The organism is Brevibacterium sp. S111, from assembly GCF_004745075.1.
GTDB lineage: Bacteria > Actinomycetota > Actinomycetes > Actinomycetales > Brevibacteriaceae > Brevibacterium.
In genome coordinates, this window is the sequence record NZ_RHFH01000001.1 from 67,868 (window position 1) to 92,719 (window position 24,852).

Annotated in this window: 28 protein-coding genes and 4 tRNA genes; 11 read left to right on the top strand and 21 right to left on the bottom strand. The window is 64.1% G+C overall.

The window, feature by feature from the left end; translation table 11 throughout:
• Nucleotides 1–26 precede the first annotated feature (26 nt).
• The 6 genes from secE to EB836_RS00380 all read right to left on the bottom strand — a co-directional run bounded on the left by secE (nucleotide 27) and on the right by EB836_RS00380 (nucleotide 4,285).
• Nucleotides 27–305 carry a preprotein translocase subunit SecE gene (gene secE, locus EB836_RS00355; RefSeq protein WP_135537149.1) on the bottom strand — a complete coding sequence of 93 codons (279 nt, stop codon included), beginning with the start codon at nucleotides 303–305 and terminating at the stop codon, nucleotides 27–29.
• Between the two features lie 96 nt (nucleotides 306–401).
• Nucleotides 402–474 (bottom strand) — tRNA-Trp (locus tag EB836_RS00360).
• Nucleotides 475–600: 126 nt separating this feature from the next.
• Nucleotides 601–2,259: a metallophosphoesterase gene (locus tag EB836_RS00365; RefSeq protein ID WP_240689507.1), complete on the bottom strand. Its 1,659-nt coding sequence runs from the start codon at nucleotides 2,257–2,259 to the stop codon at nucleotides 601–603.
• A gap of 42 nt (nucleotides 2,260–2,301) precedes the next feature.
• Entirely contained in the window at nucleotides 2,302–3,399 is a 1,098-nt protein-coding gene (locus EB836_RS00370; protein WP_240689508.1) for a UDP-N-acetylmuramate dehydrogenase, read from the bottom strand.
• Nucleotides 3,396–3,839 (bottom strand): MaoC/PaaZ C-terminal domain-containing protein, encoded by a 444-nt coding sequence (locus EB836_RS18260; protein ID WP_135537151.1) that lies wholly within the window; start codon nucleotides 3,837–3,839, stop codon nucleotides 3,396–3,398. The genes EB836_RS00370 and EB836_RS18260 overlap by 4 nt, the downstream gene beginning before the upstream one ends.
• Complete coding sequence (locus tag EB836_RS00380; RefSeq protein WP_135537478.1) at nucleotides 3,836–4,285, bottom strand: MaoC family dehydratase N-terminal domain-containing protein; 450 nt, start codon at nucleotides 4,283–4,285, stop codon at nucleotides 3,836–3,838. The genes EB836_RS18260 and EB836_RS00380 overlap by 4 nt, the downstream gene beginning before the upstream one ends.
• Nucleotides 4,286–4,469: 184 nt before the next feature.
• Between EB836_RS00380 and EB836_RS00385 the strand changes: the two genes are divergently transcribed.
• The 4 genes from EB836_RS00385 (at nucleotide 4,470) to EB836_RS00400 (ending at nucleotide 9,221) form a co-directional block, all read left to right on the top strand.
• Nucleotides 4,470–6,224 (top strand): biotin carboxylase, encoded by a 1,755-nt coding sequence (locus EB836_RS00385; protein WP_135537152.1) that lies wholly within the window; start codon nucleotides 4,470–4,472, stop codon nucleotides 6,222–6,224.
• 97 nt (nucleotides 6,225–6,321) lie between these two features.
• Nucleotides 6,322–7,650, top strand: a complete 1,329-nt coding sequence (locus EB836_RS00390; RefSeq protein ID WP_135537153.1) for a serine hydrolase — start codon at nucleotides 6,322–6,324, stop codon at nucleotides 7,648–7,650.
• A gap of 325 nt (nucleotides 7,651–7,975) precedes the next feature.
• Complete coding sequence (locus EB836_RS00395; RefSeq protein ID WP_135537154.1) at nucleotides 7,976–8,572, top strand: hypothetical protein; 597 nt, start codon at nucleotides 7,976–7,978, stop codon at nucleotides 8,570–8,572.
• 187 nt (nucleotides 8,573–8,759) lie between these two features.
• The gene (locus EB836_RS00400) at nucleotides 8,760–9,221 is read left to right on the top strand and encodes a nuclear transport factor 2 family protein (RefSeq protein WP_135537155.1); all 462 of its coding nucleotides are present in this window, start codon (nucleotides 8,760–8,762) and stop codon (nucleotides 9,219–9,221) included.
• Nucleotides 9,222–9,234: 13 nt separating this feature from the next.
• Here the strand turns inward: EB836_RS00400 and EB836_RS00405 are convergent, their stop codons facing one another.
• From EB836_RS00405 to EB836_RS00430, 6 genes are all read right to left on the bottom strand, one after another.
• Nucleotides 9,235–10,206, bottom strand: coding sequence for a squalene cyclase (locus tag EB836_RS00405; protein ID WP_135537156.1), 972 nt, complete (start codon nucleotides 10,204–10,206; stop codon nucleotides 9,235–9,237).
• 149 nt (nucleotides 10,207–10,355) lie between these two features.
• A complete protein-coding gene (locus EB836_RS00410; protein ID WP_135537157.1) occupies nucleotides 10,356–10,604 on the bottom strand; it encodes a hypothetical protein in 249 nt (82 codons plus the stop codon).
• The gene (locus tag EB836_RS00415; protein ID WP_135537158.1) at nucleotides 10,601–11,227 is read right to left on the bottom strand and encodes a hypothetical protein; all 627 of its coding nucleotides are present in this window, start codon (nucleotides 11,225–11,227) and stop codon (nucleotides 10,601–10,603) included. Before EB836_RS00415 ends, EB836_RS00410 begins: the two co-directional genes overlap by 4 nt.
• On the bottom strand, nucleotides 11,227–11,436 hold the full coding sequence (locus tag EB836_RS00420; RefSeq protein WP_135537159.1) for a hypothetical protein: 210 nt from the start codon (nucleotides 11,434–11,436) through the stop codon (nucleotides 11,227–11,229). The genes EB836_RS00415 and EB836_RS00420 overlap by 1 nt, the downstream gene beginning before the upstream one ends.
• A gap of 120 nt (nucleotides 11,437–11,556) precedes the next feature.
• Nucleotides 11,557–11,961: a hypothetical protein gene (locus EB836_RS00425; protein WP_135537160.1), complete on the bottom strand. Its 405-nt coding sequence runs from the start codon at nucleotides 11,959–11,961 to the stop codon at nucleotides 11,557–11,559.
• 441 nt (nucleotides 11,962–12,402) lie between these two features.
• Nucleotides 12,403–12,618: a hypothetical protein gene (locus tag EB836_RS00430; RefSeq protein WP_135537161.1), complete on the bottom strand. Its 216-nt coding sequence runs from the start codon at nucleotides 12,616–12,618 to the stop codon at nucleotides 12,403–12,405.
• 134 nt (nucleotides 12,619–12,752) lie between these two features.
• On the opposite strand from EB836_RS00430, the gene EB836_RS00435 reads away from it, so the two are divergent.
• Nucleotides 12,753–13,016: a DUF3263 domain-containing protein gene (locus EB836_RS00435; protein ID WP_135537162.1), complete on the top strand. Its 264-nt coding sequence runs from the start codon at nucleotides 12,753–12,755 to the stop codon at nucleotides 13,014–13,016.
• 317 nt (nucleotides 13,017–13,333) lie between these two features.
• Here the strand turns inward: EB836_RS00435 and EB836_RS00440 are convergent, their stop codons facing one another.
• Nucleotides 13,334–13,639 carry a hypothetical protein gene (locus EB836_RS00440; protein ID WP_135537163.1) on the bottom strand — a complete coding sequence of 102 codons (306 nt, stop codon included), beginning with the start codon at nucleotides 13,637–13,639 and terminating at the stop codon, nucleotides 13,334–13,336.
• A gap of 62 nt (nucleotides 13,640–13,701) precedes the next feature.
• Between EB836_RS00440 and EB836_RS00445 the strand changes: the two genes are divergently transcribed.
• Both EB836_RS00445 and EB836_RS00450 read left to right on the top strand, forming a co-directional pair.
• Nucleotides 13,702–14,304, top strand: coding sequence for an HIRAN domain-containing protein (locus EB836_RS00445; protein WP_135537164.1), 603 nt, complete (start codon nucleotides 13,702–13,704; stop codon nucleotides 14,302–14,304).
• Between the two features lie 136 nt (nucleotides 14,305–14,440).
• On the top strand, nucleotides 14,441–14,851 hold the full coding sequence (locus EB836_RS00450; protein ID WP_135537165.1) for a hypothetical protein: 411 nt from the start codon (nucleotides 14,441–14,443) through the stop codon (nucleotides 14,849–14,851).
• Between the two features lie 172 nt (nucleotides 14,852–15,023).
• Here the strand turns inward: EB836_RS00450 and EB836_RS00455 are convergent, their stop codons facing one another.
• A complete protein-coding gene (locus EB836_RS00455) occupies nucleotides 15,024–15,269 on the bottom strand; it encodes a hypothetical protein (RefSeq protein WP_135537166.1) in 246 nt (81 codons plus the stop codon).
• Nucleotides 15,270–15,281: 12 nt separating this feature from the next.
• Here EB836_RS00455 and EB836_RS00460 point away from each other — a divergent pair, with 12 nt between their 5' ends.
• Nucleotides 15,282–15,563: a hypothetical protein gene (locus tag EB836_RS00460; RefSeq protein WP_135537167.1), complete on the top strand. Its 282-nt coding sequence runs from the start codon at nucleotides 15,282–15,284 to the stop codon at nucleotides 15,561–15,563.
• Between the two features lie 160 nt (nucleotides 15,564–15,723).
• On the opposite strand, the gene EB836_RS00465 is transcribed toward EB836_RS00460, so the two are convergent.
• The 5 genes from EB836_RS00465 to EB836_RS00485 all read right to left on the bottom strand — a co-directional run bounded on the left by EB836_RS00465 (nucleotide 15,724) and on the right by EB836_RS00485 (nucleotide 17,783).
• Nucleotides 15,724–15,797: transfer RNA gene (locus EB836_RS00465), tRNA-Met, on the bottom strand.
• Nucleotides 15,798–15,824: 27 nt separating this feature from the next.
• Nucleotides 15,825–15,897, bottom strand: a tRNA-Thr gene (locus EB836_RS00470).
• Nucleotides 15,898–16,031: 134 nt separating this feature from the next.
• Nucleotides 16,032–16,832 (bottom strand): glycerophosphodiester phosphodiesterase family protein, encoded by an 801-nt coding sequence (locus EB836_RS00475; protein WP_135537168.1) that lies wholly within the window; start codon nucleotides 16,830–16,832, stop codon nucleotides 16,032–16,034.
• Nucleotides 16,833–16,947: 115 nt separating this feature from the next.
• Nucleotides 16,948–17,556 carry a DUF1992 domain-containing protein gene (locus EB836_RS00480; RefSeq protein ID WP_135537169.1) on the bottom strand — a complete coding sequence of 203 codons (609 nt, stop codon included), beginning with the start codon at nucleotides 17,554–17,556 and terminating at the stop codon, nucleotides 16,948–16,950.
• A 145-nt stretch (nucleotides 17,557–17,701) separates the two neighbouring features.
• A tRNA-Tyr gene (locus EB836_RS00485) sits at nucleotides 17,702–17,783 on the bottom strand.
• A 160-nt stretch (nucleotides 17,784–17,943) separates the two neighbouring features.
• Here EB836_RS00485 and EB836_RS00490 point away from each other — a divergent pair.
• The 3 genes from EB836_RS00490 (at nucleotide 17,944) to metE (ending at nucleotide 22,055) form a co-directional block, all read left to right on the top strand.
• A complete protein-coding gene (locus EB836_RS00490; protein WP_135537170.1) occupies nucleotides 17,944–18,435 on the top strand; it encodes a YajQ family cyclic di-GMP-binding protein in 492 nt (163 codons plus the stop codon).
• A gap of 249 nt (nucleotides 18,436–18,684) precedes the next feature.
• Nucleotides 18,685–19,704: a methylenetetrahydrofolate reductase gene (locus EB836_RS00495; RefSeq protein WP_135537171.1), complete on the top strand. Its 1,020-nt coding sequence runs from the start codon at nucleotides 18,685–18,687 to the stop codon at nucleotides 19,702–19,704.
• The gene (metE, locus tag EB836_RS00500) at nucleotides 19,701–22,055 is read left to right on the top strand and encodes a 5-methyltetrahydropteroyltriglutamate--homocysteine S-methyltransferase (RefSeq protein ID WP_135537172.1); all 2,355 of its coding nucleotides are present in this window, start codon (nucleotides 19,701–19,703) and stop codon (nucleotides 22,053–22,055) included. The genes EB836_RS00495 and metE overlap by 4 nt, the downstream gene beginning before the upstream one ends.
• A 17-nt stretch (nucleotides 22,056–22,072) precedes the next feature.
• Here metE and EB836_RS00505 read toward each other — a convergent pair whose 3' ends face one another.
• A complete protein-coding gene (locus EB836_RS00505; RefSeq protein WP_135537173.1) occupies nucleotides 22,073–22,999 on the bottom strand; it encodes a RelA/SpoT domain-containing protein in 927 nt (308 codons plus the stop codon).
• A gap of 309 nt (nucleotides 23,000–23,308) precedes the next feature.
• On the bottom strand, nucleotides 23,309–24,727 hold the full coding sequence (locus tag EB836_RS00510) for an FAD-dependent oxidoreductase (protein ID WP_135537174.1): 1,419 nt from the start codon (nucleotides 24,725–24,727) through the stop codon (nucleotides 23,309–23,311).
• Between the last annotated feature and the right edge of the window lie 125 nt (nucleotides 24,728–24,852).

Below are 24,852 nucleotides of genomic sequence, written 5' to 3' on the forward strand. Positions count from 1 at the left end.
TAAGGTGCGTCGCTGCGAACAGCGAGTCACCACAAAGGCCACAGCGGTGTTCCGCCGAAGACGAATCCGACGAGCTTGCCGAACACCAGGTCGAGGACCGTGACGAGGAGCATCATGAACAGAATGAACCCCAGGACGACCAACGTGTAGTTGACCAGCTGTTTCCGTGTCGGGGTGACGACCTTCTTGAGTTCGGCCACGACCTCGCGGAAGAACTGCAGGATTCGTCCGAAGAACCCGAGCTTCTTAGGACCGGAGGCACTGCTGGGTGCGCTGCCAGTCTTCTTTGCCGGTGTGTCGCTCACACATCCTCACTCGGTCGGTTTCGTTGGGGCTTCACAATTGTTCATGCCGGTCGAGGACGGCGCCTGGCCGATGAGACTTCGGCAGAGTCAACTGCGCAGGGGTGACAGGACTCGAACCTGCAACCTACGGTTTTGGAGACCGTTGCGCTACCAATTGCGCCACACCCCTTCGGCCGGACGATGAGTTCCGTGCGGATCTCTGTGGTGTCCGACCACGAGAAACGAGCATACCGTGCCCGACCGCCGTTCGTCGAACCGAGCATCCGGATGGTTCCTCAGGCGTGCCGGCACCCGCTCATTCACCCGGTTCCTCGGCCGGTGGCTGAGCCGCGAGCGGCAGGGGTTCGGGGAAGCGCACCCACGGATCGATGCGGACTTCCTGTTTGGGGTTGACCGTGATCAGCTGCATGTCAATGGGTCGTTTGGTCCGGTTGTCCACGCGGATGATGCTCAGTTCCGCGTCCATGCGCAGCGGGCCCGGGGTGAGCGCATTCGCCAGCGCTCCGCCCGTTGTCGAGCTCACGTAGCGGACCCCCGAACCGGAGGTCTCCGGGCCCACTCGCCGGTGCCAATGTCCGCTCAGAGCGTAGTCGGCACACCCCGAACGCAGCGCCGGGGCACCGACTGCCGGGTCGTGGACGAGCATGATGTCGAAGTCGGTCGCGCACGCTTCATCACGCAGTCGCTGAGCGTATTGGTCGACGGTGAGCTCCGTTTCGAGCTGCGGTCCGGAGCCGAAGACGGTCCGACGCGGATCCGCGGCTCCGAAGAAGGTGACCCCGCCCATCTCGGCCGTCGAGTCCTCGAGCACCTTCCACCCGGTCGACTTCGCATGCCTGGTCGTCTCCACGGAGTCGTGGTTGCCCTTGACGATCATGCGCGGAAGCTTCTCAGGCAGCTCATCGTCGAGCACGTCGAGGCAGTAGTTCTCAGCCGACGTGCCGGTCATGGAGACGTCCCCGCCGTCGATATAGGCATCGGCGCCGCTCATTCCGGCGACGGCTCCGACGACGCGCGCCATACCGATATTGCAGTGGATGTCGGAGGCGAAGACGAAGGTCGTCACGCCCGCATCCTCGTCCGCCCCTGAGGCGGAGTCCCCGTCCTCTCCCCCCGGACCTCCGATTCCGGCGGGCGGGACCATGCCCCTGTCCGTCCAGTTGCCCGAGATCGGCCGCTGATCCCATTCGGCGCGCAGGGTCGTGAGCACCTTGTCGTAGAACGCATCGTTGTCGTCGGCGAAGTCCTGCACCGCGGTGACCGCGGTGTCGATGATCCCGCCGAGGCGGCCCGTGACCTGAGATCCGGCCAAGGGCGTGCCGTCGAAAGCCGGGTCCGCCGAGATCGGCTTCGGCCGATTGAACACGACGGTGCCGAGACCGGCGAGGACGAGGACGACGACCAGGCCGATGCCGAGGAGCTCCTTGCCGACGAAGGCGCGCGAGATGGCCTCTACGCGCCGCGGGCCGAGGAAGGCGGCGAGACCGACGAGCCCGCCGGTGATCACACAGACCGCCAGAGCCCAGCGGATGAGGATCGCTTGGCTGAGTCCGTGGACGATCTGGTCGACCTGGGCCTGCGGGGCGGAGAAGAGCGAGGCGTAGGAGGCCACGTCACCGCCGAGGGCGTCGACCGTTCCTCCACCGGGATCGTCGACCGCGTCGGGGTCTGCGGCGGGTCGCTGCTCATCACTGGCATCACCGGAGACCGGGATCTCGCCGATGGAGACCCGCAGCCCGAGGCCGAGCGGGATGTAGTCCTCGGCCGGGACGAGCAGCTTCCCCAGAGGACCGAAGTCGACGGTCAGCCGGGAGTCCGCGGTGACCTGGTACTGCGCTTCGTGGGGACCGAAGGTGAGATCGGCCCGCGAGGTGAACAGCGCCCACGGCAGGGTCAGGAGACCGACCGCGGCCAGGGTGATGATGAGAGTGATGGTTCTGCGACGTGAAGACACGTCCACCAGTCTAAAGAAGGTGCTGGCTGCCCACGGCTGGTCTCAGCGGTCCAGCGAACAGCCGATGAATGTCGGCTCCGGTTCGAGCGTGATGCCGAAGGCGTCCGCGACTCCGTCGACGACGGTGCGGGCGAGATCGATCACATCGGCCGTCCTCGCGTGTCCTCGATTCGTCAGCGCCAGGGTGTGCTTGTTCGACAAGGCGGCGTGTCCGTCACCGATGCTGAAGCCCTTGGCGAACCCGGCGTGTTCGATCAGCCAGGCCGCCGAGGTCTTCGTCTTCCCTTCGATCTTCGCCCCGCTGAGCGGATCGGTCACCGGGTAGCGCGGGGCTTCCGCCGGCAGGATCTCGGGGTCGTCGACGATCGGGTTGGTGAAGAAGGAGCCGGCCGACCAGGAATCGTGATCGTCCCCGTCGAGGACCATGCCTTTCGACCGACGCAGCGCGATGACGCTGTCGCGCACGAGGGCCGCCGCAACGCGGGTGCCGATCTCGACGTCGAGTGCGGACGCGAGTTGGGCGTAGCGCACGGGCAGGGAGAGTTCGCTGTGCTGGAGATCGAAGGTCACCGACAGCACGACGAACTGGGGGGTTCCGACCGCGGCCTGCGCGCGTTTGAGCGCCGAGGTGCGATAGCCGAATTCGAGTTCGACGGCGCTGAGACGACGGATCTGCCCGGCCACACGGTCGAAGACCTCGACGGAGGTGATGAGCTCACCGACCTCGGTGCCGTAGGCCCCGACGTTCTGGATCGGGGTCGCCCCGACCGAGCCGGGGATGCCGGAGAGCGCTTCGAGCCCGGACAGACCGAGGTCGAGGGTGTGGGCGACGAATGCATCCCAGTCCTCCCCCGCCTCGGCAGTGACCTGTGTATCGGTGCTCGTGGTCTCGGTCGTCGTCACCCCGGTGGTGCGCACGACGCACACGGCACCGTCGAACCCGTCATCGGAGATGAGCAGGTTCGACCCGCCCCCGATGAAGAGGACGTCGGAACGGTCGTCGCCGGTCAGCTCCAGCGGGTGGGCGTGACAGAAGTCGAGCAGCTCCTCGCGGATCTCCGCGATGGTCACATGCTCGGCCGGACCGCCGAGGCGGAAGGTGGTGAATGTCGAGAGATCCTCATTCACGGCTTCGGTCACCGGGAGATCCGAACCTGGGTGCGGCTGAGGACATCGGCTTCGCCGGACTTCACGGCGATGTCGATGCGGGCGGTGCCGACGGCGGCGTCGACCGCTCCAACGGTGGCGGTCATCTTCAGCGCGGTCGTCGGGGTCGCCGGCGACCCGGTCTCGGCGTCGGGGACGGGCACCGGAGCGGAGAAGCGCGTCCGGTAGTCCACGATCGCACCGGGGTCGCCGAGCCATTCGACGAGAGGGGCGATGACGACGGCCATGGAGAGCATGCCGTGGGCGATGACTCCGTCAAGTCCGACCTCGCGGGCGAAGCGTTCGTTCCAGTGGATCGGGTTGTGGTCGCCCGAGGCCGCGGCGTAGTCGATGAGCGTGGCCCGAGACAGTGGGATCTCGGACTCCACGACAGTGTCTCCGATGGTCAGCGCGGAGAAGTCGATGGGATTCATTCTCCGTCTCCTCTCACGACAATGGTCGAGGTCACGGTGACGACGGGCTGTTCGGCGGCGTCGGTGATCTCGGTGCGGGTGGTGATCATGGCGTTGTCGCCCGCGGAACGGACACCGTCGACATGGGTGACGGCGGAGAGCACGTCGCCGGCGACGATGGGGCGGGTGAAGGAGAACTGCTCGGAGCCGTGGACGACCTTCGAAAAGTCGATGCCCGAATCGGGATCGGAGATGTAGGCCGCCTCGGACTTCTGCGCGATGATCACGGCGAAGGTCGTCGGAGCGACGACGTCGCGGTAGCCCAGTGAGGTGGCCGCCTCGGTGTCGAAATGGTATTCGGCCTTGGCCCCGGTGGCGAGCCCGAATTCCGCGACCGCCTCCCGCGAGACTTCATAGGGCTGCGGCAGGGAGAACGAGGCCCCCTGCTTCTCGGTATTCACCGGCATATGCGCTCTCTCTTCCACTGTGGTCAGTATCGACACCAGCCTAAGGCACAGGCCTGCCGCGACGCTCATCGGCGAACATTCGGCCGCTCGTTCGCGTCCGATTCACACAATTGCCGCACCATCGGGCCCAGGACTACGAAACTGGTATATGTTATCCACATCACGTTTGCTAAGGAGTAGTGCGATGACCGACGAATCCCCCAGCGCAGGCCCAGCGATCCCTGAGTCGCAGAAAGCGAATTCCGGTGCCCGAGTCAAGGACGCAGTCGCCGTTCCCTCTCCGCATGCTCCCGGACCAGGCTCTCCAGCGGCCGCCGGACCGGCCGCCGCGACGCCTGCTGCACCCCCTGCAGTCGCTGCCGTCGCGAGCTCTGAGCCGACCGTGCACGAGGACGCCGAGCCGCAGGTCGAGGTCACAGTCGCCACCGACGCCGCCTACACAGGCAAAGAAGCCGACCGTGTCCAGATCCGCCGCCCACTGCGCAACGTCTCCGAAGTGCGTCACTTCTTCCGGACGAATCAGACTCCGATCTACTTCGTCGGGGCCACCCCGTTCAACCTCCTCGGTCTCGACCGGTGGGTGCGCAACTTCTCCTACATCACGTACTACGACGGGTGGGACGGCGCGCACCCGCGGGTGTTCTCCCCCCGCTACAAGCCCTATGTCGAGTTCGACTCGGGTGAGGCGATCAACAACTGGCTGCTGCTCAATGCCGAAGTGCGCGCGCATATGACGCGCAGCGTTCCCCACGGGGAGCGGGTGAAGGTGGCGATGGTCTTCTTCGATGAGGAGACCGAACGGATCTGCCGCGAGCTCGGCTACGATCTCATCCTGCCGTCGGCGGCTCTGCGCAATCAGCTCGATTCGAAGATCGAGACGACGAAGCTCGGCAACGAGGCCGGCGCCTTCTCCGTCCCCAACGTGCTGACCACAGCTGAGGCGTACGAAGAGCTCAACAAGCGGGCCGCTGAGGAGGGGCTGGGCACCGACCTGGTCGTACAGACTCCTTACGGCGATTCGGGGAAGACGACGTTCTTCATCTCCGGACCCGCTGACTGGGAGAAGCATAAGGACGACATCATCGGCGAGCAGCTCAAGGTGATGAAGCGGATCAACAACACTCCGGTCGCCGTCGAGGCGGTCATCACCTCCAGCGGTGTCGTCGTCGGTCCGTATCTGACCGAGCTCGCCGGTTTCGCCGAACTCACTCCCTACAAGGGAGGATGGTGCGGCAACGAGATGAAGCCCGACGTCCTCACCGCCCAACAGCGGGCCCAGACCCGCGACCTCGTTCGGCGAATGGGTGAGGGTCTGCGCAAACGCGGCTATCGCGGGTTCTTCGAAGTCGATGTCCTCGTCGACCTCGACAGCGACGTCTGCTACCTCGGTGAGCTCAATCCGCGTATCTCCGGCGCCTCGGCGATCACGAACGTCACCGCCGGTGCCTACGCCGATGTGCCGCTGTTCCTGTTCCACCTGCTCGAGTACCTCGATGTCGAATTCGACCTCGACGTCAACGAGATCAACGAACGGTGGGAGGAGCTCTCCGGTGCGGACGAGTGGAGCCAGATGATCATCAAGGAGACGGCTCCGATCACCGAATACATCACGCATTCGCCGCTGACCGGTCAGTACTACCTCGACCAGTACGGGACGCTGACCTATAAGCGGGCGGCCTTGGACTGGCATCCGCTGCAGAACGGCAACGAAGTGTTCTTCCTGCGCATCTTCGGCGCCGGCGACTACCGGTGGAAAGGCGCCGACCTCGGAGTGCTGGTGACGAAGAACCCGCTGCAGACCAATGTGGGCGGACCCGATTCGCTGAGCATCAGGGCCAAGCACTTCATCGATTCGATCCGCGCCATGTATGCCGGCGTCCCGGTCGCCGCGGAGGACCCGGCACCGGCCCTCGGCGGGCCCGGTGCGAAGGGCGACTGAGCGGCGGATCCCCGGTGGTAGCCTCGTCACAGTTGATGCGGCGGGGTTCCTGCCTGCCCTGGATGCGCAACATTCCGAACCGACCGAAAGGTGCACCGTGACCGAACCGTCACCGGACAACGCCACGCCCACCCCCTCCTCGGCGGGGGTCGGCACTCCGCCCATCGCCGACCCGTCCGTCGATGTCGCGGCCGCCGCCGGCGGTGATCCCGCTGCGGTCGCGCCGCCGCTGGGCGTGGACCCTTCCGCGGGCGTCGATCGGGACAACTGGCAGGAACCCGGCAATGTTCGGTGGTCATTCCAGAACGTGAAAGAGGTTCTGCCCACGACGCCGATCTCGCGCGGGACCGGGCCGGTGGCCGAACTCCCGGCCGACCTGCAGGACCTCGGTGAGGTCGAGATACCGGCGACCGAGCACTCCGAGGCGCGCAGCGTCCGCAGCGTCATCGAAGCTTCGGATACGGACGCGTGGCTGCTCATGCACAACGGGACAGTGCTCGCCGAGGAGTACTTCGGCGGGATGACGCCGGGCACCGAACATCTGCTCATGTCGGTATCGAAGTCGCTGGTCGGAACGGTCGCCGGCGTGCTCGTCGGCTCCGGCGACCTCGACCCGAACCGCCTGGTCACCGACTACGTTCCCGAACTCGCGAAGTCCGGCTATGCCGGAGCCACGGTGCGCCACATCCTCGATATGCGTTCGGGCATCCGGTTCTCCGAGGACTACCTCGATCCGAAGTCCGAGGTCAGACAGATCGAGGAGTCGATCGGCTGGACCGAGGCCAAGCGCGAGAACCCGGGCATCGGAATGTACGAGTTCCTCACCACCTTAGAGGCGAAGTCCGAACACGGCGGCGTTTTCGAATACCGCTCGTGTGAGACCGATGTGCTCGGCTGGGTGTGCGAGAAGATTGCCGGAGAGAGCATGCAGTCGCTGATGTCGCGGGTGCTGTGGTCGCACATCGGCGCGGAGCAGGATGCGCTCATCGCCACCGACCAATACGGCGTCGGAATGTTCGACGGCGGCATCAACACCACTCTGCGCGACCTCGCTCGGTTCGGTTACGTCTACGCCAATCGCGGCCAATCGCTGACCGGCCAGCAGGTCGCACCGACGACGTGGATCGGCGACACCCTGACGACCTCGGCGGAGGTGCGGCGGGCCTTTGCCGAAGGACCCGGCGACAATCGGATGCCAGGCGGGGCCTATCACAATCAGTTCTGGTTCCCGTTCCCCGATTCCCACGCGTTCCTGGCCCTGGGCATCCACGGCCAGATGATCTACATGAACCCAGGGGCGAACATCGTCGGCGTCAAGTTCTCCAGCTGGGGGCTGCCGCAGGATGCGACGAAGCTGTTCCCCACGATCCGCGCCTTCGAGGCCATGGCGAAGGCCGTCAACACGACCGCCCCGGCAGTCGGGTAACGGCCGACACCGAATCGCCCCGAGCCGGTGGGCTCTTCTCCTCGACGTACCGAACCATCAGTCACCATCAGCGGCATACCACCTCGGTGCAACGGTGCAGTGCGACGCTGACGGTGACTGATGCCTGCCGCACAACCGGTCGGCCTGTCTCGTCGGCCTGTCTCGTCGGCCGCGTTCCGGCACTTCCGCAGGTTCCGTGTGTCCGAATCGGCACAGCTGTCGCCGGATCCGCACACTCAGCCGCATCGGCAGGCTGACGGCCATGGCAGAATCATTCACGTATTGACAACTTCTGTGATCGCAGTTCGTGCGAAGGAGAGAGACCATGACACCGACTCGTCGGACTTATCTGATGCCCCGCCTGCTGACCGCGGCCGCAGGAACTGCCCTCGCCCTGTCCCTGGCCGCCTGCGGCGGGCCCGGTGCCGACAAGCCGACCGAAGACACACAGTCCGAAGCCGCCGAGTCTCCCGAAGGCGGATTCGGCGGAGGGTCAGTCGAGACGACACCGGCGGAATCGCCGGGTTCCGAACCCGCCGAGGCGGAGCCGACCGACACCGAATCGACCGATCCGTTCGCCGACGCTGCGAAGACGACAAACTGGGCCAGTGACGACGGGATGAAGATCGACAAGGACGGCAACGGCACCGTGCCCGCTTCGTCGATCGAAGCTGACCTCGTCGATCTGTTCGAGAACAAGCTCGAGCTGAAGCTCAAAGAAGCCAAGTGCGACTCCGATATGGAGCTCCGAGAGTGGTACGGATTCAAGTCCTGCCAGGTCACCGTCAAGGACAAAGAGGCTTACAAGGGCGAGCGGAAGTACTTCGGGACGGTGAAGATCGTCGACCACAAAGGTCAGATGATCAAGTACGAACTCATGTTCCCCGGCATCGACAAGGAAGACTTCGACTTCAAGGACTGACTCGGTCAGATTCCAGCAGGCACCACCCCGACGCAACCCCGTCCCCGTCACTCGGCGGGGATGGGGTCTCTGTGCCGCGGCTGCGCATCGACCTTCCCGCCGCGGTTGGCACCGAGTAGCATGAAGGGCCAGGCCGCAGGCACGCCTCCAGACAGGCAGACACGGACGCGGCCGGGAAGGACCCCTCATGACTGAGCACCGTCCCCCATTGCCGCCGTTCGATCGGGACTCCGCCGCGCAGAAGGTCCAGGGCGCCGAGGATGCGTGGAACACTCGCAGTCCGCAGACAGTCGCCGCGGCCTACACCGTGGATTCGGTGTGGCGCAATCGCGATGAGTTCATTACCGGCCGCGATGAGATCCTTGCGTTCCTCACCCGCAAATGGGACCGCGAACTCGACTACGCGCTGCGCAAGAATCTGTGGGCATTCGATGACAACCGCATTGCCGTCCGCTTCCAATACGAATGGCACGATGCCGGCGGTCAGTGGTGGCGCAGCTATGGAAACGAGTTGTGGGAGTTCGATGCTCAGGGGCTGATGGCACGCCGTGAAGCAAGCATCAATGATGTCGCCATCGCCGAGGCGGACCGCTGGATCCGTGGGCCCCGACCGGCCGAGAACCGCGGCAGGGAATTCGACCTCCGGTAAGACATTCGTGGGCTCAATCGCCGCCTTGGGCGGTGGCGGAGGCATCCCACCAGTCGAGGATCCGCTGGGCTTGCAGCGTCACCCATTTCGAGGGTTCGCCGACGGGTGCGTCGACATGGAACCAGACTTGCCCGCCGAGGCGGTGCTCCTGTTGCCAGCGTCCGTCCGCTCCTCGGCGAGACCGGATCATCTCAACGGCTTCGCGCATGCGCGGATCCGGATCGGTGCAATCGGTTCGTGCCGCTTCTCGGAAGTAATCGAGTGCCGGCAGGATCCCGTAGAACCACCGTCTGGGGCAGAACAGCGCCAGGGCACGTTCGTCGAAGGGTTCGCCGGTGCCTCGGCGGCGGAACAGGTCTCGGACGAGCAGGTATTCCTCTCCCCCGGCCCGGGCCTGAGCTACGCGTGCGCTGTCACCGGCGGACTTTTGGTAATCGAGGAGCGCGACGAGGGCGTTGAGGGTGGAATGGAAGGAGGACACCTTCGCGCCGTCGACCCATTCGCAGTTCCATCCGCCGTCATCGAGCTGGTGGTCGAGGAACCAGTCGACGAGCCCGTCGACATCGGCACCCAGCCAGAGGCCGTTCGACAGTGTCCACGCATTGATGCACACATCGACTTCGCCGCCCCAGTAAGGCAGGTTCTCGTATTCCCACCGAACGGGCGCCAATTTCTCTGCGGTCCCTGCCAGCACCGACGCAGCCACTCCCCACTCGCGCAGGTCCTTGAGCGCCCAGGTCGTCGCCGTCCACGGCTGTGAACGCTCAGTGTTGAAATCGAAGCCGGCGGGGAAATATGCTCCGCCGGCCCATTGCCCATCCGGGTCCTGTCGGGAGAGCAGCTCGGCACCGAATCCGACGTGTGCGACTTCGGCTCTGCTTGACTGCCAGGTCGAGTCCTCAGCACCGAGGAGGTCACGTTCGACCTGCCAGCGCAAGGACGGGTCGGAATCGAGCAGCCAGTCGGACAGTTGTGCGTTGATCATCGTTGATCTCCCGCGTCGGTCGAACAGTCTCTATGAGAGTAGGTGACGAACCGTCTGATGACCATACCCGCCGCCGAATTGCGGTCGAACGGACATCCGTCGCGCTCGGACCGGCCCTGAGCATAAGAGAAGACCCCCACGCCGGGACCTTATCCCTGGTGAGTGGCTTGATCGGTAGCGGGAGGGGCCCCTGTTTGCACCCACAACATGCCCGTGCCGGCCGCATTATCGGTCGGCTCGAGGGCGTTGGTGTCAATGCTGTTGACGTGATCACCTATCGTCACGCCGTCCGGTGTGCGGTCGATCGCGTGGTAGGTCATGGCGAGTTCGATGGAGGCGTTGCGGATGCGGCGGCGTTGCTTCTCGCCTTCTTGGTATCTGACGTATTCGACGTTCATTTGCCACCCCCTGCGAGGTTGCTGAGGATCCGTGGGATCTCGGTGGCCGCGGTCTGCATTTGTTCCGGGGGCGCGGAGATGGCGGTGAGGAGTGATGTGAGGACGGTTTCGAACTGGGCGCCCGTCTGCTCGGCGATACGCACTTGCCTCTCGTCGACACCGGCCTTCAACGTTTCGCCGGCGTACTTCGCGAGCAGGTCCTGCGCTTTGTGCAACAGCGTGTACACGATGTGCTGGCAGGCTTCCTGAATAGTCTCCCATTTCTCGCCCATGGGGATGTCTTCCTCGGATTCCTTCGTCGTCCCCCACCACAGTTCACCGTCAGTCTCGAAGAGCTCGACTTGGTGACGCAACCACTCGACTTCGCCAGCTTTGGATGCAACGAGATCCAGGAGTGCTTGCGCCAGGTCGAGGTCGGTGTGGGGTGTGCCGAGGCGGCGGGCAACGCGGGTGAGCTGGTCCTGCTCGAGGTTGCGAGTCGCAGCGGCGCGGGCCTTCTTGGATACCCCACCGTGGCGGAGACATACGCGCAGACCGCGGACGTGGTAGTTCTTGTATTGATCGCCACGCTTCTTCGACGTGGCTTGGCATTTCTTCGGGTCCCAGTTGCTCTTGTCGACCATCAGAGTCCGCTCACTTCGGTGGTGACGTACACGGTCGCGTCGTTGGGTACTGAGTGCAGGTGGTCGCCGATGCGGAGTGCGCTGGTGTCGGTGGCGGTTTCGAGGGTGATGGAGTGGAGTGTGCCGCTACGGCACCGGCCGAGGGCTGCGAGGGTCGGCAGGGTGACGGTCTTGCCGAGGTCGCTTGCGTTGAGGTGTCTGACGATCATGCACGGAGCATGCGGCCGGGCACGGGAGAGTTACCAGGGACGACACGCGGGTGACAAAAGAAGAGTGGCCCGAGCATGTTTGCGTGGGCCACTCTTCAGGGTGGAGCCTACTCAGGCACGTTAGCCTTCGATAATCTGAAAATCACCGTTCAGTCGAAGTTCACCGACCGTGATCACCTGGAGATCACCGACTTCAAGCTTCTTCCGGGCGTTCTCTTCTTGAAAGAAGACATCCTCAACTGCGGCGTCGCTTAAGAGCTCGATTGCTTCCTCACCGTCTGGTGTCGGCCTGTAGGTCGCCATGTAGTGGTAGGCGTAAACGGTGTCGCCGGGTTCGATCGTGTGGTCATCGGCATCCTCTACGTCGCGTTCCTCCCAGCTGATTTTGTAGCCCGTCTGCTCCCTTTCGATTCGTTCACACTCGGCCTCATCGCTAAAAATGCCGACCAGCGGATCAATCTTGTCGTCTGGGTCGAACGGAGACGTCTGTTCAGCGAACAGTAGGTACAATTTCTGCTTACTCATTGCTTGAGTCTCGCATCCTGTCGATCAGTGTGGTCCGCATTCTGCGCTGATTGGCGATGCGTATACTCGCGCCCACAGTGTTCGACCTTGATAGCGCAGACGCCCGATCATGCTCGCCGACCACTTGTGACTTCTGGTCCCTTTGCACAGGTAGTTCATGTTCTTCTGCTGAAACTTAACGACCCAGTCCTTCTTCTTGTACCGGTACTTTCCAGCCTTTAGGTCCTTGTCGGTCGCAGTTTGCGGGACCTGAACACCGGTCTTCACCCACATCAACGCGTTCTTGTAGCGCAGTTGGGAGGCCATCTTGATCCCTGTTACCGTCTTCGTGCACACAGTGACCGGTTTGACCCCGCCGTACTTATGACCGCTCGATTTCCTGGTGTGGAAGCTTTCTGGGTATAGAACGCACGGCCCGAAACGGACGCTGGCGACCTGAGCCTATATCCCACCGGGGTTCTCCTGCTCGATTTTGTCCAGCTTCTTCATGGCCTCTTCCTCCGTCTCGGCTTCGACGTACGGTGAGGCCCCTTGCATGCTCGTCAATTCTTGGTCGGTGACCTCGTTTTGGCTCGAGGCCGCGGCCGGGGTTACAGCGAAGCTGGCGAGCATAGTAGCCATCACGGCGCTGGTTACCAGCGACTTCACTAGTTTCATGGGGATGTTCCTTGCGGGCTTCATTCAAGGGGCTTTGCCATTCTCTGGCAACCATCGCGACACTACTGAAAACTGTCCTTTGATCGCATCGCACGTAAGTATGAAGTTCAGCCGCCTATGCCACACTGGCTTCCATGGTTCCTGGCACTGTGAGCGAGCTCTCCGAGCATGATCGGATGATCCTCGATTTGGAGAAGACCGCGCACACTGCGGCTGCCCGTCACTCGTTGTGCCGGCGCATCGATCTGCTGCCTGAGAAGTACACCGTTGCACTCGAGGGGCTGGCGGATACGGACGCCGCCTACAGTTACGCTCCGGATGTTGTCGAGCGAGTCAGGCAGTTACGGGCGGAACGGTTCGCGTTCGAACGACGGCAAGGACGGTGGAAGAACCGCTAGCAGTTGCTCGCACCTCTACTGCAGAGTCGGTATTGACCCATTCGATCAGATCCCGTTCACCCGGCTCGGGGCGTACGAGGCGACGTGTCGGCTGCTCGTTCGGGTTCACAGCTTTCCTCCTGCCTGTGGTCTGCCCGGCCTTTTCACATGTCGGGTGCGTATGGTGGGGTTGCTCCCCACTTCCTGAACGGTGCCCCTCGCGGGGTTTTCGTTCCGTCCTCTTAGGAAAACCTGAAATGGTGAACGGACGTGAAGTGGCGAGTATCTGCCTCGGGCGGTCGCGACCGCCCGAGGCAACATACCGTTGCTTACAGGCCTCATGGTTCCTCCCCGAGTAGTACGGAGATGACTGTCCGTGCTGCTTTCCGATAGTCGTTCTTCATCTCGGGTTCCTGCCCGTCCCATGTATCGGGTCCGTCGAATGATTCGAGTGCGGGTGCCGGGTCGGTGGACCAGATGGCCTCTGCTGCAAGCTCGACTGCTTCGTCGGTGCGGAGTTGGTCGCGTTGCCACTCCGCACCTTTGACGAACATCTTGTGGAACCGCTTGTTCTCGCGGTACCCGCGATGCTCGTAGGTGTGATGAGCGCTCGCGTGGTCCTCAGTCTTTTCGTCCCAGTTCATAGCTTCTCCTGCCCGACTACTTCAGTTAAAGTTCTGGCAACGGTAGACATGGAGGTCTCCTCATGTGGGCAGTAGTCGGCATCCTTCTGGTGATTGCGCTCGGATGCTGGCTGCTTGCAAAGGTTCGGTCGCCGGCTGCACATAAGCCGCCGACGATCGATGCGCCTCCAGAAGACTTCAGCCCGGGCCCAACCGCTGACACCGCACCCTCGAGCCAGACTTGGTTGTCGAAGGAGGAGGCCGATTCGGAGCTGGTCCGCGACGAATGCGGGAGTCTCGCCTTTCGAGTCGAACGACGAGAAGGCGAGTACCGGTTCGTCAGTGAAAAGTCCGGAAAGCACCCCTCCCCTGGCAACCTGGCCCTGGCAAGACTTGGGATCTTCTACCTGAACGTTCGCGGGTGGAAGAACTACCCTGCCGCACGGCTGAAAGTCGGCGATCACATTGATCTTCGCCGGCGGCCCGGGAACAAGTACGATTCGAACGCGATTGCTGTCGCTCGTCCCGGTTCGAAACACATCTATGGCTATGTCAACAAGGGGTTTGCTCGTCGTCTCGCGAAACCTATCGACTCCGGCAAAGAGTTCGTGGGAGTGGTCATGGGTCGGGCGGGCAACACGATCGCGGTTATGCCGACTGAGATCGCTGCGGAACTGGACCTGTAGCCTCCACCGCCGCTTGAATGTGTCGCTCATCTTCACCGTCCGGCGCCTTCACGCCCTGGGCCGTCGCCTGTTCGTCCCTCCGACCATCCGTTGAACGTCTTCACGCCAACGCTCCAATCTCACCTAGCATCCCCGCATGGGATTTTTCGACATCTTCAAAGGACCAAAAACCCGCGTCTACGCAGGGGAACCAATCGAACGAGCCCTGAAACCCTGGCTCTGTGAAAGCTACGAAGGCAGGGACGAAATCAGTCCCGAAGGACGGTTCAAGCACGCTTGGGTCAAACTCGAACCATCCGGCGACCGCGTCAACGTGAAGACCCTCGACGGTGAGAAGGTCGGCTATCTCGACAAGGACAGGCCCGAATGCTCCACCGTCGTCGAAATCATCAGGCAGGCCGGCATCGAAGCCGGCACCGTCAAATGCTTCCTCGACGAAGAACGTGGCCGTGACGGGCACAGAGCAATCTTGACGCTTGGCCCCCACAAGTACCAGCCGAAGCCGCCGTTCAAACGGCTCGAGGAGGTCGATGTGCGCGCTCAGTGACGGAGCGTTGGCAGCGGCGAGTGAGTTCATGCCCTGAGCTTCGCCTCCCTCACGGGATTTTTCCTAGTGTCGACACACGGTTGGTGAGGTTCGGCTCTGGCCCCGATGTTTGGTGAGGTTCGGTGGGCTTGGGTGAGTCGTCGGCGGGTGATGAGGTACTCGATGGGGCGAATCATGCCGCTCCCCTCAGCGCGAGGGTCCCGCGACGGTACGCCGACCACGCTGTGCCACTGTGCAGATAGTCGTCGTGCTGGTCGGGGGTGAGTTGCCCGGATGCGATCGCCGCCGTGAGCTCCCGAGCCGTTGTCAGTTCGGTGCCGGCGTCGTTCATGTCGGCCAGGGACGGGTTTATCGGCCCAACCTTCGACAGGCGGTTCTTCCGTTCGACTTTGATGATCGACCGCACATGTGACGGCATCAGCCAGTCCGCATGGGCAACACCAGCGTCTCCGGAAAACGCGAGAACTACCGGGCGACAGCACGATCCCAACAGGTGAACGGCAAGACTGTGCCGCGGTTCCGAACCGGTGCCGCAAAGGAAGCCGCACGCAACGCGCTCCTCGAGCCGCTGACCGACCTGCGGGGCCAAACGATCGCCGGCGAAACCTCGAGCACGACGACTCTGGCTTCATTCGCAAACGACTGGTTGAAACGGTGGGAAGAATCCGACGAACACCCGCCAAGCAGCTTGGACACTCTGAGGTCGGGGTGACGGCGAAGCACTACGTGCAGAAGCTCAACATTGGCCCGCAGGGTGTCGTTGGGGTGCTCGACAAGTGGATGCAAAGCGTGTCGTAACCGTGTCGGTGGCCGTCTCTGGGCAGAAAAATAGCCCCTCACCGGGACGTTATCCCTGGTGAGGGGCTTGAAAGTAGCGGGAGGGGGACTCGATCCCCCGACCTCACGATTATGAGTCGTGCGCTCTAACCAGCTGAGCTACCCCGCCCCAGCGCCGCATTCCAGGCGGCACGAGAGCCCCGAAAGGGAATCGAACCCTTGACCTTCTCCTTACCATGGAGATGCTCTGCCGACTGAGCTATCGGGGCAACAGGTAAGAATTTACACGGGTTCGCGCAGCCAGGGCAAATCGGCCCGGAGTGACGTCACTCACACGACCTCGTTTCGGCAGCGAGTTCCGGCGCAATTCTTGTGCCGTCACAGCTGTCACCAGTGGAAACGATCATCTCACCGGGTCAAAACGCCCCGCCAGGAACCCTTGCAGACGGCCCGGTTGGTTGGTGATGATCCCGTCGACCTCGGCGTCAAGAAGTTCTCGCCATTCGTTCATCTCATCCGCCGTCCAGACGAACACCCCGAGGTCGTTGTCCCTGATCTCGGTGACGACCGATTTCCGCATGGTGAAGCCCTTATAGGAGGGATTGATCGCCACCGCCCCGAGATCACGGGCGATCTCGATGTCTTCGGGCTTGGGCACCATGCGCAGCAGGAATCGGGCGACCATGGGCAGGAGGTCGCGGCAGGTTTCGAGGGTTTCGAGGTTGAAGGACTGGACGATCATCCGGTCGGCGATGCCGGTCTCGACCACGAGCTCGGAGATCCTCGCCACCGCGCCGGAAGACCACTCCCCTTTGAGCTCGAGCAGGAGCTCCCCGCCTCGATGCTGGATGTCGCGCATCACGGCGGACAGGGTGGGGATCCGCACTCCGTGGAATCCGGGCCCCATCCAGGACCCGGCGTCGACGAACGACAGCTCCTCGGCGGTGAGGTTGGCTACGGGGCCTCTGCGGTTCGTGGTCCGGTCCAGGTCAGGGTCGTGGAGGATCACGGGCACGCCATCGGCGCTCGTCGATGTGTCGACCTCGATGAAGTCGACCCCGAGCGCACGCGCGGCATCGACGGCGGCCAGACTGTTCTCGGGCACAACTGCCGAATATCCGCGGTGCGCAATCACCAGCGGTCGGCTGCCGACCCCGGGCCGTTCGGCCATGCCTCGTTCGTGAAGGAACTGCAGAAAGCTCATGGGTTCACCCTATGCCCTGATAGGGCGAACGTGCATGACGGCCTCGGACCCCCAACGGTCACCGCTCTGGCCCTGACCGGCGCCGGCCTGCTGAGGCTTCACCCCAGGGCCGCTATCACCGACGAAGACGGCGCCACCATCGCCGAGGTGGCTGCTTCCTCTCCGCGCTCGTTTCGTCGGCTTGTCGGCCACCGCGCCCCTGACTGCGACCGCCGGCTTCCGCAGACCTGCCCGTGGTGCCCGGTTCCGCTCCGCGCCCTCCCGGCCCCAATCCGGCGCCGATGTCGGTCGTCGCTTGCGCACGGCGTTGGCGCCATGCCGCGACCTCGTCGTCGATGTTGCGCGGCGGGGTGAAGACCGGCGGGCCTTCGCGCAGGTCCATCACGGCATCTCGCACTCGGGCGTTGAATCCTGCGAGGTAGTCGCGGACATCTGCCTCTTCGGTGAAGGCGTCGACGGTGTCTTCGAGGACGGCGTTCTCCTTCCGGAGTTGGAACGCGGCCGGGGCGACTCCGCTGATGCCCTCGGTATCCATCTTCTGCTTGATCCACCAATCGGGATCGGACGAACCGTGCAGACCTGTCAACGGTTTACCGAGGCCGGGCAGATCATCGAAATCACCGCGTCTGATGGCCTTGTCGAGGGCGGATTCGACCACAGCGTTGCGGTCCTCCAGCGAATTCAGGCGCCGAGGCGGCCCTGCGTCAGTCGGATCGTCGCCCATCGTCTCGCCTCTCCTCCACCGCGTCCGCCGGGTGGTGTCCTTCAACGTTAGAGGCGAGGTTCAGGCTTGGCAAGGGAATGTGGGAAGTGTGCGAGACGAGAGAAGCTCCGTGACCGTTCGGTCACGGAGCTTCTCTCGTTCTGCGTGGCAGATGAAGGATTCGAACCTTCGAAGGCAATGCCGGCTGATTTACAGTCAGCTCCCTTTGGCCGCTCGGGCAATCTGCCGCAGTAGGCGCTCGATGAGCACCTGAAAAGAATACAAGGCCCGAGTCCGATTCGCCAACTCGGTTGTCGCAGGTCACATTCTCGCGTCTCGACTAGACTCGGCGACAGAAGCCACGCCCGTTTCCCGCGGGCACGAACGAATACTCACGAAGGAGCATCCATGGCCAGCGAATCCTCATTCGACATCGTCAGCAAGGTCGACCGTCAGGAAGCTGACAACGCCCTCAACCAAGCCGCGAAGGAGATCAATTCACGCTACGACTTCCGCGGCACCGACGCCTCCATCGCCTGGAGCGGTGAAGCCGTACAGATGAAGGCCAGCAGCGAGGACCGGGTCAAGGCCATCCTCGACGTCTTCCAGTCGAAGCTCGTCAAGCGCGGAATCTCGCTGAAGTCCCTCGAAGACGGTGAGCCCTACCCCTCCGGCAAGGAGTACCGCATCGATGCGTCCCTCAAGGAAGGCATCGACAAGGACAATGCGAAGAAGATCTCGAAGATCATCCGCGACGAAGGCCCCAAGGGCGTCAAGGCCCAGATCCAGGGTGATGAGCTGCGTGTGAGTTCGAAGAAGCGTGATGACCTGCAGGAAGTCATCGCCCTGCTCAAGTCCCAGGACCTCGAGGTCGACCTGCAGTTCACGAACTACCGCTGATCCGCGCGTCGCACCCGAGGCACGCAGCACTCCCCTCCTCACCCGCTACCTCCCCTCACCTCCCCTCACCTTCCGTCCCTCCTCACCGGGCAGCAGCCGGCCCGGTCCCCATACCCTTGCCGCAGCGAACATGACGGAACACGTCCCCGTCTGACGTCAGTGGACGCTGCTTGACCCTCAGATGACGGGTCGTGACGCCCATGTGGCGTTGACACCGAGTCGTCCTGTCCCCGCTGTCAGGATGGCCGCATGCCTTCCACTCATCTCACCCCAAGGATCTCGGCCTCGGCGCCCGACAGCGTCGCCGATGGTCTCCCGCCCGCTCGCGGCCGGCTGCGGCGAGCGCTGTCGTTCGAAGTCATCCCGCCCCGATCAGCGGCGCAGGCGGCCCGAATGCCGCAGCTGCTGAGGTTCCTCGACTCGCTGCACCCTGACTATCTGGCCGTCACCTCTTCGGCGAACAGCGACTGGCTGCAGGGCACCGCCGATTTCATCAGCGAAGTCACCGACACCACCTCGCTCAGACCGTTGGCGCACCTCGCCTGCACCGCCGGTACCGAAGTCGAGCTCCTCACCTGGATCGAGCATCTCCTCAGTGCCGGCGTGCGCGGTTTCCTCGCCATACGCGGCGACATCCCCGTAGGTCAGACCTCGCTTCCAGCCGGTCACCTGCCCCACGCCGATGACCTCGTGGGCCTCCTGCGCCGCATCGAAAGCGAGAATGTCGCCTGCCTGGCCGCCGGACGTCTCGGCATCGGCGTCGCCGCCTACCCCTCCGGCCACCCGGAGTCGGCCGGCCCCGATGAGGACCTCGACGTGCTCGCCGCCAAACAGCGCAACGGGGCCGACTTCGCGATCACCCAACTCTTCTTCGACCCCACCGCGTACTCCCGGCTGAGACGCCGCGCCGAGCACGCAGGAATCACCCTGCCGATCACCGACGCTCGCCGTCTCCACACCATGTCTCGCCTCTCGGGCCTGCCCATCCCGGACGGCCTGCTTGCGCGCTTCGACGGAATCTCCGACCCCGCCTCGGCGCGGCGCATCGGGCTCGAGATCACGGCGGAGCACACCGCTGCGCTCCTCGACCAGGACGCCGACGGCCTGCATTTCTATACCTTCAATGACCAGAACACGACCGAAGACGTGCTCACCGCACTCGACGAGAAAGGAATCTCAGTGACCTCACTTCTTCCACCACCACCGCCTCGGCGATGGCCGCCAACACAACCGACCGCAACGACGACAGACAAGGACACCCGCTCATGACCGCACCATTCCCAACCGCCACCATCACCGGATACCCCCGCATCGGCGCCCGCCGTGAGCTGAAGAGGGCGCTGGAGAGCTTCTGGTCCGGCCGGATCGACGCCGATGACTTCTCCCGTTCCGTGCACACCCTCCGCATCGAGACCTATCACCGTCTGGCGGGGCTGGGGCTGAGTGAGGACTATGCGATTCCGGCCTCCTACAGCCACTACGACCACGTCCTCGACACCGCGCTGACGGTGGGTCTCATCCCTTCGTCCTCCAACGGCTCTGACTTCGACCTCACGGAGTACTTCGCCCTCGCCCGCGGCACCGCGTCCACGCCGCCTTTGGAGATGACGAAATGGTTCGACACGAACTACCACTACCTTGTGCCCGAACTCGCCGACGACACCGCGTTCACCGCGCACCCGCAGCACCTGCTCGCACTCGTGGCTGAGGCCGAAGCGGCCGGTCATCGCGTCCGCCCCGTACTCGTCGGGCCGTTGACTCTGCTCGCCCTGACCAAACCGGCTCCCGGCACTACCACCCGTCCGTTCGACCGCCTCGACGAGCTCACCGCCGTCTACCATGAGATCATCGGCTCGCTCGCCGCGGCCGGCGTCGACTGGATCCAGTTCGACGAACCGGCCCTCGTCGCCGACATTCCCGGCACGAGCGATGAGGAACTCGCCGAGGCGGCCCGGCACACCTATTCGGCCCTGTCCGCGACCGAGGTCCGGCCGCGGCTGTTCGTCACCGCCCCGTACGGGAGCCTGCGGGCAGGTCTGAACGGGCTCGCCGGGTCCGGCATCGATGCCCTCGGTGTCGACATCTCGTCCGCCACCCGAGCCGTGGATCCGCAGTATGTGCAGCGTCTGCGCACACAGGTGCCGGACCACGTCCGCCTCGTCGCCGGCATCATCGACGGCCGCAATATCTGGGCCGATGATCTGCGCACCAGCCTCGACGTGCTCCGGGAACTGAACCGAGAGACGGTGAGCGTGTCGACTTCGACATCACTGCTCCACGTGCCCTATACGGTGGAGCAGGAGACGGCGCTGCCGGTCGATGTCGCGTCCTGGTTGTCATTCGCCGAGGAGAAGGTCACCGAGGTCGAGGCTCTCGCCGCGGCGATCACCGAGGCTCCCGAGGCGCGTGCAGCGGCATTCGAACGCGCCGACCGGGCCCGGCGCACCCGGTCCGAATCGGCTCGAGTCCACAACGATGCGGTTCTGGCCCGCACCGAGGCGGCTGCGGCACACACCGGCTTCCGCACCGATTTCGCAACGCGTCATGCGGCTCAGCAGACGCTTGGGATCCCCGAGCTGCCGACGACGACCATCGGTTCGTTCCCGCAGACGCCCGAGGTGCGCCGCGCCCGTGCAGATCACCGGTCGGGCCGCATCGACGATACCGACTACACCGCGCTGATGAAGGACGAGATCGACCGAGTCGTCGGTCTGCAGGAGGAACTGGGACTCGATGTCGTCGTCCACGGCGAACCCGAACGCAATGACATGGTCCAGTACTTCGCCGAGAACCTCGACGGCTTCGCGACCACCGACAACGGGTGGGTGCAGTCCTATGGATCCCGATGCACCCGTCCCCCGATTCTCTTCGGCGATGTGTCCCGCCCGAATCCGATCACCGTGGAATGGTCGGCTTACACCGCCCAGCAGACGTCGAGGACTGTCAAGGGCATGCTCACCGGTCCGGTGACGATCCTCGCCTGGTCGTTCGTTCGCGACGACGTGCCGTTGCGCGAATCCGCCGACCAGATCGCCCTGGCTCTCGCCGATGAGGTCCTCGACCTCGAAGCGGCCGGAATCGGTGTCATCCAGGTCGACGAACCCGCCCTGCGGGAGCTGTTGCCGCTGCGCGAATCCGACCGCGCGGACTACCTCGACTGGTCCGTGCGTTCGTTCCGGCTCGTCGCTGCACAGGTGAGTCCGCGCACCCAGATCCACACGCACCTGTGCTATTCGGAATTCGGGGAGATCATCGACGCGATCAATGCCCTCGACGCTGATGTCACCAGCATCGAAGCGGCCCGCTCCCGAATGGAGGTCCTCGATGACATCGCGGAGTACGGTTTTGAACGCGAGATCGGTCCCGGAGTCTATGACATCCATTCCCCACGGGTGCCCGCGGTGCCTGAACTCGTCGAACTCATCGAGGCTGCGCTGCGGCATGTGCCCGCCGACCGTCTGTGGATCAATCCGGACTGCGGGCTCAAGACGCGCGGCTATCCGGAGGTGCGTGCCGCGCTGGCCAACCTCGTCGCCGCGCGCGATGAAGTCCTGACCACGCGTGCCGATCGGGGACGCGGAGATCACGCCCTCGTGGGAGCCGGTCAGCCGCCTCGGTGAGGGTGACGGTTGCTGCGTCAGCGTCGCGGCAGATCGAGGGGAATGTAGTACAGGCCCTTCGAATCCTCTTCGACGCTGACGCGCAGCCGGTCGTCGATGCGGACGTAGTCGTTGACTTTGATCGTGCCCTTCGTCTCGCTGAGGCGACGGATCGCGAAGGCAGGCACCAGGCCCTGACGCCCGTCCCCGTCGACGGCGAGCGCATACTTCGGGCCCGTCGCGCGGACCCGGACCTCGATCCCGGTGTCCTGTTCGCGCAGCTCGTCGAGCTCGAGGACCGGCTCGGGGTTGGTCAGCGCGGTGAGCTCGAGGGCCAGGGTGTCGGCCATGTCATCGACGGTGGCGAGCATATTCGCCATCGCACGAGCGAACTCGCCGTGCAGCTTGCTCGGCTTCATCGCCGCACCGGGCTTGTACATGTCCTCGTGGGTCAGCTCGCTCCACGCATCCTGCAGACGGGTCTTCACCTGGATCTCGGCGAACACCGGCTGTCCGAGGTCGGAGGGGATGCGGAGGATGACATGGCAGGCACGGTAGCCGCTGGCCTTCGGCGGGTCCGTATAGTCCTTCGATTCGATGAGTTCGAAGGTGCCGAGCTGTTCGGGGTCGCGCAGAGCATCGAACATCATCCGCTGGTCCCGCGGTGACTTGCACAGCACCTTGATGCCGACGATGTCACGGATCTGGTCCTCGACGTCCTCGGCGCTGTCGACCGTCAGCTGCGGGTCCTCTTCGGACTTCTCGCTGAGTTTCGCCAGGGTCCGTGCGGCATCCTTGATCCGGTGCCCATCGACATCGAGGCGCGAGATGTCTTTGTCTTTGAGCAGACCCTTCTGCTGCTCCTTGAGCCAGTGCTTGATCCGCACGGCTGCCGCCTGCCAGGCATCAAGTCGTTCGGCATAAGCACGTTCGACGATCGCTCTGAGCAGCGATTCGTTTCTCACGAGGTCTCCCCTGCCTGCCGACGGTCTGGTTCCGGTGCGTGCCGGCGACCCTTTCGGTGCCGGTCAGCTGTATTCGACTCTACGCGGTGGACGCATCACGCCCCGGCAGCGACTCGTCCTCTCGGTGCGCCGGGAGGAGATGACGTTGCCGGGGCGTTTGGCCGCTCAGCGGAGGCGGTGACGCTGCCGGGAGGCGGTGACGCCGGCGGTGCGGGATGCCCCGGCGGCGTCAGCACCCCAGGAGGTCAGTGACCGAGGGGTTCAGCACCCGGAGTGATCAGCACCCGGAGTGATCCGCGCCCAGGGTGGTCAGTGGCCGCCGGAGGGTTGGCCCACGGATTCGGCGGTGACGTGGCCGCGCGCCTCGGCGAGCATCGCCTCGCGGGTGGCGAGTTTGATCCGTTCACGACCTTCGGCTTCGCCGGCGGCCTTCTCAGCGGACTCGACCCGGTGGTAGCCCTCCCAATCGACATAGTCGATGCCCTTGGATTCGAAGAGTTCGACGATGGCCGACTCGTCCGGGTAGACGGGGTCGGTGAGCACACCGGCGGCCCGGTCGTCGAGGATATGCCCGATGGTCTCGAGCGCATCGCCCTTCGTGTGACCGATGAGCCCGACGGGTCCGCGCTTGATCCACCCGGTCGAGTAGACGCCCTGGACGACGTCGGCCTCGGCCGCCTTCGTCTGGTCGTCAGAGTCGACGACGCGCCCCTCATGGTTGGGGATGACGCGCTTGCGCTCGTCGAAGGGCAGCTGCGGCAGCTTCGTGCCGGCGTAGCCGACGGCACGGTAGACGGCGTCGAGCTCCCAATCGTGGAAGTCTCCGGTTCCGTTGACTCCTCCGGCACCGTCCAGTTCCATTCGTTCGGTCCGCAGTCCGGTCACCCGATCCTCGCCGAGGATGGCCACCGGTGCGTGGAGGAAGTGGAGGTGGAGGCGACGCTTCGCCCCTGTCGGTTCACGCATGGTGAAGTCCGTGAGCGTCTTCGCGACCTGTTTGGTCTGGTTGCTCGATTCGATGGCGGCCATAGAGCCTTCGTCGAATTCGAAGTCCTCGGGGTAGACGATGACGTCGACGTCTTTGACCTGTCCGAGTTCCCGCAGCTCGAGTGGGGTGAACTTCGCCTGGGCCGGTCCCCTGCGGCCGAAGATGTGGACGTCGGTGACCTGCGAGGCCTTGAGCCCCTCATAGACATGGTCGGGAATCTCCGTGGTGTGGAGATCATCGGCCTGCTTCGCGAGCACCCGGGCGACGTCGAGGGCGACATTGCCGTTGCCGATGACGGCGACGCGCTGCGCGTCCAACGGCCATTCCTGGCTGACATCGGGATGCGAGTCGTACCAGTTGACGAACTCTGCGGCCCCGTAGGAGCCGGGCAGGTCGATGCCGGGCAGGTCGAATGCGGCGTCGACGAAGCAGCCGGTGGAGAAGATCACGGCATCGTAGCGGTCGGTGAGCTCCTCGAGGTGGAGATCGACGCCGTATTCGACGTTCGAGAACAGGCGGATGTCACCACGGTCGAGGACCTTGATCAGGGCATTGATGATGCCCTTGATCCGCGGATGGTCGGGTGCGACGCCGTAGCGGACGAGGCCGAAGGGAGTCGGCAGGCGGTCGAAGAGATCGATGCTCAGATCGAAATCGCGTTCCGCCTTCATCATGAGATCGGCAGCGTAGATCCCGGCAGGACCGGCGCCGACGATGGCCACCCGGAAGGGTCGAGTCATTCTCACACCTCTCTATTCAGTCACAGCGAGTCTATCGTCAATGTAGGTGATCCTTACAATGACGTGACCAAGCTCGCACTTCGCACCCAGCTGGCTCCCAACCAGCCGCGCCGGGTTCGATTGCG